Consider the following 1343-nt stretch of genomic DNA (forward strand, 5'->3'; position numbering starts at 1 on the left):
GTTAGATTGGCTTACACCATTAGAGAAATTTGCTCAGCTTGTTGATTATCATAAGACTTTTCAAACTGTCGCACCTCATGTTTGAATTCGCCAAGTAATTACAGTAGGTGATGTGACACCGCCTATTATTACGACAACTATTCAAAATGCAACTCATATTGAAGTTACTTCAAATGAAGTTGGTCAAGTTAAAATCACAGATGGAAATGGTAATGTAATTGGTACGGGTACCGTCACTGGTAATAACACTGTTGATAATATTCAGTTAACTCGCCCACTTACAGATGGTGAAAAAGTTACGGTTACTGTGACAGATGGCGCGGGTAATCCAAAAACAGTTGAAATTACAGCAGGTGATGTAACTGCACCAGTGATTACTACAAGCATTCAAGACGCGACACATGTTGAAGTTACTTCAAATGAAGCAGGTCAAGTTAAAATTACGGATACTAATGGCAATGTAATTGGAACAGGGACAGCAACGGGAAATGGTATTGTTAATAATGTCCAGTTAACCCGACCACTTACAGATGGTGAAAAAATTACGGTCACTGTGACAGATGGTGCTGGTAATCCAAAAGCGCTTGAAATTACTGCAGGTGACGTTACAAACCCGCAATTCCAATCTTCACATGTAGATAGTACAGGAACACAATTAACCCTTACCTACAGTGAAGCACTTGATCCATTACATCCACCTGTTGCTGGCGACTTTGCAGTGACCGCAGATGGTCAGGTGGTACCTGTAACAGCTGTTACAGTGAATGGTTCTAGTGTGGTGTTGACCTTAGGTACAGCAGTCACAGCAGGTCAAGCGGTTGAAGTGGGCTATACCGACCCAACTACGGGTAATGATCCAAATGCGATTCAAGATGCAGCAGGCAATGATGCAGCAACACTTCCAGCAACAACGGTGGACAATGGTTCAACTGTGCCTGGCGGTGGAGATAGCACAGCACCGACATTTGTCAGTGCAGCACTCGATACAACAGGCACATCATTGACGTTGACCTATAGCGAAGCGCTAGACGGCACCAACTTACCGCCATTGAACAGTTTCGTGGTGACCGCAGATGGTCAGGTGGTACCTGTAACAGCAGTTACAGTGAATGGTTCTAGTGTGGTGTTGACCTTAGGTACAGCAGTCACAGCAGGTCAAGCGGTTGAGGTGGGTTATACCGATCCAACTACGGGGAATGATGTTAATGCGATTCAAGATGCAGCAGGCAATGATGCAGCAACGCTTCCAGCGACAGCAGTAGACAATGGTTCGATTATTCCAGGTGGGGATAGCACAGCACCGACATTTGAGAGTGCAGCGGTAGATACCACAGGTACGCTGT

General features: G+C 44.9%; 1 protein-coding gene. It reads left to right on the top strand.

Annotated elements, in window-relative coordinates; all coding sequences use genetic code 11:
- Nucleotides 1–112: 112 nt before the first annotated feature.
- The coding region (locus ACG9ZL_RS20950) for a SwmB domain-containing protein (RefSeq protein WP_419361819.1) at nucleotides 113–1343 on the top strand (1231 nt) is incomplete at its 3' end.

Source organism: Acinetobacter legionensis (assembly GCF_048551735.1).
Classification (GTDB): domain Bacteria; phylum Pseudomonadota; class Gammaproteobacteria; order Pseudomonadales; family Moraxellaceae; genus Acinetobacter.